The organism is Piscinibacter defluvii (genome assembly GCF_004011805.1).
Lineage (GTDB): Bacteria > Pseudomonadota > Gammaproteobacteria > Burkholderiales > Burkholderiaceae_C > Piscinibacter > Piscinibacter defluvii.
The window spans coordinates 1-5,169 of the sequence record NZ_RCHJ01000061.1 but is presented as its reverse complement, the minus strand read 5'-3'; the positions used below and the strand labels follow the sequence as shown (position 1 = coordinate 5,169).

7 protein-coding genes are annotated in these 5,169 nt (G+C 61.7%); all 7 read left to right on the top strand.

The features are described from left to right. A partial coding sequence (locus tag D9C15_RS32495; protein ID WP_205854972.1) for a GNAT family N-acetyltransferase occupies positions 1–601 on the top strand: 601 nt, incomplete at its 5' end. A 1,768-nt stretch (positions 602–2,369) separates the two neighbouring features. After that, entirely contained in the window at positions 2,370–2,663 is a 294-nt protein-coding gene (locus D9C15_RS32490) for a type II toxin-antitoxin system RelE/ParE family toxin (RefSeq protein WP_128003603.1), read from the top strand. Between the two features lie 4 nt (positions 2,664–2,667). Next, positions 2,668–2,985 (top strand): addiction module antidote protein, encoded by a 318-nt coding sequence (locus tag D9C15_RS32485; protein ID WP_128003602.1) that lies wholly within the window; start codon positions 2,668–2,670, stop codon positions 2,983–2,985. Positions 2,986–3,188: 203 nt separating this feature from the next. Next, on the top strand, positions 3,189–3,560 hold the full coding sequence (locus D9C15_RS32480) for a VOC family protein (RefSeq protein ID WP_128003601.1): 372 nt from the start codon (positions 3,189–3,191) through the stop codon (positions 3,558–3,560). Between the two features lie 193 nt (positions 3,561–3,753). Then, a complete protein-coding gene (locus D9C15_RS32475; RefSeq protein ID WP_128003600.1) occupies positions 3,754–4,149 on the top strand; it encodes a YciI family protein in 396 nt (131 codons plus the stop codon). Between the two features lie 135 nt (positions 4,150–4,284). Further along, a complete protein-coding gene (locus D9C15_RS32470; protein ID WP_164886962.1) occupies positions 4,285–4,755 on the top strand; it encodes a GNAT family N-acetyltransferase in 471 nt (156 codons plus the stop codon). Positions 4,756–4,975: 220 nt separating this feature from the next. Continuing rightward, positions 4,976–5,169 (top strand): GNAT family N-acetyltransferase (locus tag D9C15_RS33820; RefSeq protein ID WP_205854971.1); only part of this gene is annotated, 194 nt, incomplete at its 3' end.

The following is a 5,169-nucleotide window of genomic DNA, read 5'->3' as shown; positions in this document are numbered from 1 at the left end:
ATCATCCGCCTCGCGGGCCAAGCGCCTTCCCGGCTACGGCCCCTCAGCTCAAACGTTAGCCGTCATGCACGAGACGCTGCTGCCACGCGAGTTCCGCGGTGGTCGCCTTCGCCGCCTTCACCAACGCGATCTCGGTGCGTTCCAAGCCTATCGTTCATTGCCGGAGCTCGGGCGCTACCAGGGCTGGTCGCCTATGTCGGATGCCGAGGCACTTCAGTTCCTCGACGAAGTGCATCGCGCACCTCTCTTTGCACCGGGTCACTGGGTACAACTCGGAATCGCCGAGCCTGCGTCTGACGCGCTTGTCGGAGACATCGGCCTGTACCTTTCCGAAGACGGAACCTCTGGAGAAGTCGGCTTCACGCTTCATCCGGCATTCCAAGGTCGTGGCGTCGCAACTCTTGCGGTCCGCGAGGCGCTCCAAGTCTTCTTCTCGGCTACCAGCGCCACCAGCGTTCTTGGCATCACCGACGAGCGAAACCTACCGAGCGTCAGGCTGCTAGAGCGCGTTGGCTTCGAGTTCAGCGAGAGCCGCCGAGTCGTGTTCCGAGGTGAGCCGTGCACAGAGAGGGTATACGCCCTACCGCGAGATGACGGCTAACCCTTCGCTCGAGGCGACCCTCCACGGCTTGGCACTTGGGCCGCGAGGCGCTCGCTGGCATCATGCACCTCGCGGCCCAAGCGCCAACCCGCGGCGGTCGCCTCAGCTCAAACGTTAGGCGTCGCAACGTACGATTGCGCTTTACCGGATCGACAGTCGAGGAGAAAGCCGTGCTTGGTCGCACTCTCATCATCTTCCTTACTCTCAACATTGCTGGCTGTGCAACGTCCTCGCCCTCCATTACTGGCGCACTAGACAAATGGAACTGCGTCGTAATGCTGGGAGTAAAGAATTGCTCCAATTCGACATCGTCCAGCGTTCCCCAAGCTGCGCCAGACGTGGAAGTCCGCCCAACGCTCCTCGAGCCGCAGGTGCAATCCCCAGGTGTTCCGCTCGGCCCCGGCTGGTACGCCGATACGATTACTGGCAGCGCGAGCATGCAGTTTGTCTTCAACTGCCCGTTTGTGAACTCACGAGAACCCAGACTGACGTTGCCGGACTTGATCGCTCTACACAGGTTGAATCGCCCAGACCTGATGGCCGTTCTTGATGGGTCAAGGATGCCGGATCCCCACGATGTCGCGTTGATGGCCCGCTTGGCCATGTTCCCAGTCGCAAAGGACCAAGGGGCGGTTGCCGCCCTACGGGCCCTGGAAGCCAGTGGGCATGCGCTTTCGAATGCTTGGCGCAAATACAGAGCTGAGGCTGAAGCGCTCGACGACCGAATTCGGAGTTGTGAGAAGCGAGATCTAATGAACATACGAGCAGCTAAGGCTATCCATGGTGATCAACAAGCTCTCCAGGAACTTTCGGAACTTGCTAGCTTGGAGCGAGGCCCGGGTGGCCCTGAGTTCGTTGCTGCGACAAGGGCTCTGGTGGCAGCCCAGCACTATCTGCGTCTGCGGCAGGCTTCCTTGAATGGGGCCTCCACCGCTTTCTGGATTCTGAGAAGTCGAAACTTTCAGGGAGGACTCGAAAGAATAGCCAGCGAGACCGCATTTTCACGGGATTCGACCGCCGTGGCTTGCGCGCTCCTTGGGTTTGATTGCCCCAAAGGTGGCACTAGCGCCTCCAGCTGGGTTGCGGGTTGCTTCCCTATCGAGAGCGGTGATCCGTGGACCGAAGAAGAACGAAGACTGCACTCATCAGCGTGCTCGCCTCAAACAAGAGTCGGATTCTGCAACTCTCCGACAACAGCAACGGTGATGAATAGGCTGCTTTCAGCAGGTCTTCGCGACCCCGAGCTGGCTCAGTTCTTTCTAGCTCAGAAGTCAGTAGGTCTTCGCCCGGTGATTGGTGCGATTGTCACTGGATCGACTGAGCTCGGTGATACGGCTCTTGGCAAACCATTTACTTGCACCATGTCGATGGATCTGACCTTTTCCCCCGCCGATCAAAGTAGAAGGGACGCTACATCTGAACGCTTGCAGGACGCTGCAAAGCTCGCAACGCCGTTCTCTCTCTTCCGAGCGGAACCCTCCGGAGGGCAATGGAGAATCCGTCTTACGCACATGTTCTCTGTCGAACTGTCGCGCAGATACGAAGAGCTTGTAAAGCTCAACTAGCGCTCGACCGAGGTCATCGGCGACGCCTAACCCTTCGCTCGAGGCGACCCTCCACGGCTTGGCGCTTGGGCCGCGAGCCCGTGGTGCATATCATCGGGCTCGCGGCCCAAGCGCCAATCCGCGGCGGGCGCCTCAGCTCAAACGTTAGGCGTCGCAGCCGAGAGGTAGCGCCCGGGGTTGTGGCCTATGGGCTACAATGCTGCATGCGCGTTGAGCAGACAGACGACTACCGCGAGTGGCTAGGCGGATTGAAGGATCTTGCGGGTCGCGCGCGAGTTTTGATGCGCGTCGATCGCCTGATCCATGGCAATCCCGGCGACCACCGCAACCTCACGGACGGAGTCTCTGAACTCAAGATCGACTTTGGTCCCGGCTACCGCGTGTATTACTCCAAGCGTGGCAACAAGCTGCTGCTGCTACTGGCAGGCGGAAACAAGTCCACGCAGGCCAAGGACATCGCGAAGGCCATTCGTCTTGTACGAGAGTATGGAGAGTGATCGCATGGCTACTGCAGCTCGTAAGAAGACATCCAAGGTCAAGACGACGCCGTACGACGTCGCAGAGCATCTGCGCACACCCGAAGAGATGGCCGCTTATCTCGACGCGTGGCTCGAAGAGGCACCAGATGACGTATCGGGTATCGCCCGTGCTTTGGGAGACATCGCTCGCGCGAAGGGCATGTCCCAGGTAGCGAAGGAAGCCGGCCTGAGCCGAGAGAGCCTTTACCGTGCCCTAAGCGAAGGCGGGAACCCCAGCTTCGCTACCGTGCTTAAGGTTGCTCGCGCGCTTGGTGTCCGTCTTCACGCACAGCCGGCGTAGCTCGGCGACGCCTAACCCTTCGCTCGAGGCGACAGCCACCGGCTTGGCACTTGGCCCGCGAAGCGGTCGTTCTTATCATCCGCCTCGCGGGCCAAGCGCCAACCCGGCGTCTGCGCCTCAGCTCAAACGTTATGCCTCACGAGCAACAGCACAAGCGCCTTCGTGCGCATGCTTTGCCTCTTCAGCCGTTCCAGGGAGAAGTCATGGCCGTGGTGCGCTACATCGTGGAAGACGTGGACGCTTCGTTGCCCTTCTTCCGAGCACTGGGCTTCAAGCTGGCCGATCGATGGGGTCCACCGTTCGCCATCATGAAGGGCCACGGTCTGTCGGTTTGGTTGAGCGGCCCCGGTACGTCAGCGCGCAAGCGCCTGCAGTCAGGGCAACTCCCGGCGCCTGGCGGCTGGAACCGCTTGGTCCTTCAGGTCAAGGACATCGAGGCCACGGTCGCCAAGCTCGAGAAGCTTGGCATCACCTTCAGAGCCAAGCCCATCAAGGGTCCAGGCGGCCAGCAGGCACTCGTCGAAGACCCGTCGGGCAATCCGATCGAGATCTTCCAACCCCGGGAGGGTGAGTAGGTCGAGTGAGGCCTAACCCTTCGCTGGAGCGGGACCTCCACCGGCATGGCACTTGGCCCGCGAGGCGCTCACTGTCATCATCCGCCTCGCGGGCCAAGCGCCATTCCGGCGTCGGCCCCTCAGCTCAAACGTTAGGCCTCAAGGGGTACACCGCCGTGTCGCACGAGTCACGTCCTCAACGAGGGGTCATCCAATGCCGCAGAACGAGTACCTGCTGATCTCCCGTGGCCAGTGGGACGAAAGCGCCAGCAAGGAGGCAGTTCAAGGAGCCATTGATCGCTTCTACACCTGGTACGAACAGGGGTTGAGCCAAGGGAAGCTTAAGCGAGGCAGCCGCTTGGAGAACCGCGGCAAGCTGGTGTCGAAGGCGGGCATCACGGATGGTCCGTTCGCGGAGGCAAAGGAGCTAGTTGGTGGCTACTGGTTCGTCGTCGCAGGAACGCTCGAAGAGGCGGCCGCCATTGCGGCAGAGAACCCTTGCCTCGAGTTCGGGCTCATGCTGGAGGTTCGCCCGCTTGAGGCAGCGCGCGCCAGTGCAAGCGCGGTCACGAACGAAACGCCGCCAGCCTGGCGGGCGGCTGAGGCCTAACCCTTCGCTCGAGCCGACCCCCACCGGCTACGCACTTGGGCCGCGAGGCGCTCGCTGGCATCATCCGCCTCGCGGCCCAAGCGCTCCGCCGCCGGGGTCGTCTCAGCTCAAACGTTAGGCCTCGGAGCACACATTGTGGTCGTCGTCGCGCCTCTTGCCCGGCACGCCGAGCTTGTCCCACTGCTGATCTCCTGGTTCATCGACGAATGGCCGGAGTGGTATGGCCCGGCCGGGCCAGGTGACGCCGCAGCTGACCTCAGAACGTTTGCCGCCTCCGAGTCAAAGCTGCCGGTTGGCCTTGTCGCTTTCCATGAGAACAAGCCAGTTGGAGTCGCCGCTGTTAAGGCAGACTCGCTGCCCACTCATCGACACCTCAGCCCATGGGCTGCTGCCGGCTTGGTTCTGCCCTCGCATCGAGGCAGTGGCATCGGCTCTCTGCTGCTTGAGGCCGCTGTTCAGCATGCACGCAGGCTGGGCTACTCGCGCGTCTACTGCGGCACGTCCACAGCGGTCAGTCTGTTGCGCAGGAGCGGCTGGACAGAACTTGAAACCGTCTCACACGAGGGTCACTCCATCGTCATCTTCGCCAAGGAGACCGAGGCCTAACCCTTCGCTCGAGGCGACCCTCCACGGCTTGGCACTTGGGCCGCGAGGCGCTCGCTGGCATCATGCACCTCGCGGCCCAAGCGCCAACCCGCGGCGGTCGCCTCAGCTCAAACGTTAGGGCGCAGAGGTGGCTACGTCGCCTCAAGTCGAAGTCGTTCCATACAGCGAGCCTTGGCTTGCCGAGCTGGTGCCTATGTGGCGGTCGAGCTTCGAGGCTGCGGTGGGAATCCAAGATCCCCATTCGCTAGCGGAGCAGACCGAATACTTCCGTCAGGCGGTGCTGCCTCAGAACAAGGTTCAACTGGCTCTGTCGGGGCAGCAACTGCTTGGCTTCATCGCGGCCTCTAGGGAGTCGGTCAGTCAGTTGTATGTTCGGCGCGGTTGCCAGCGGCACGGCATCGGCAGTCTCCTGTT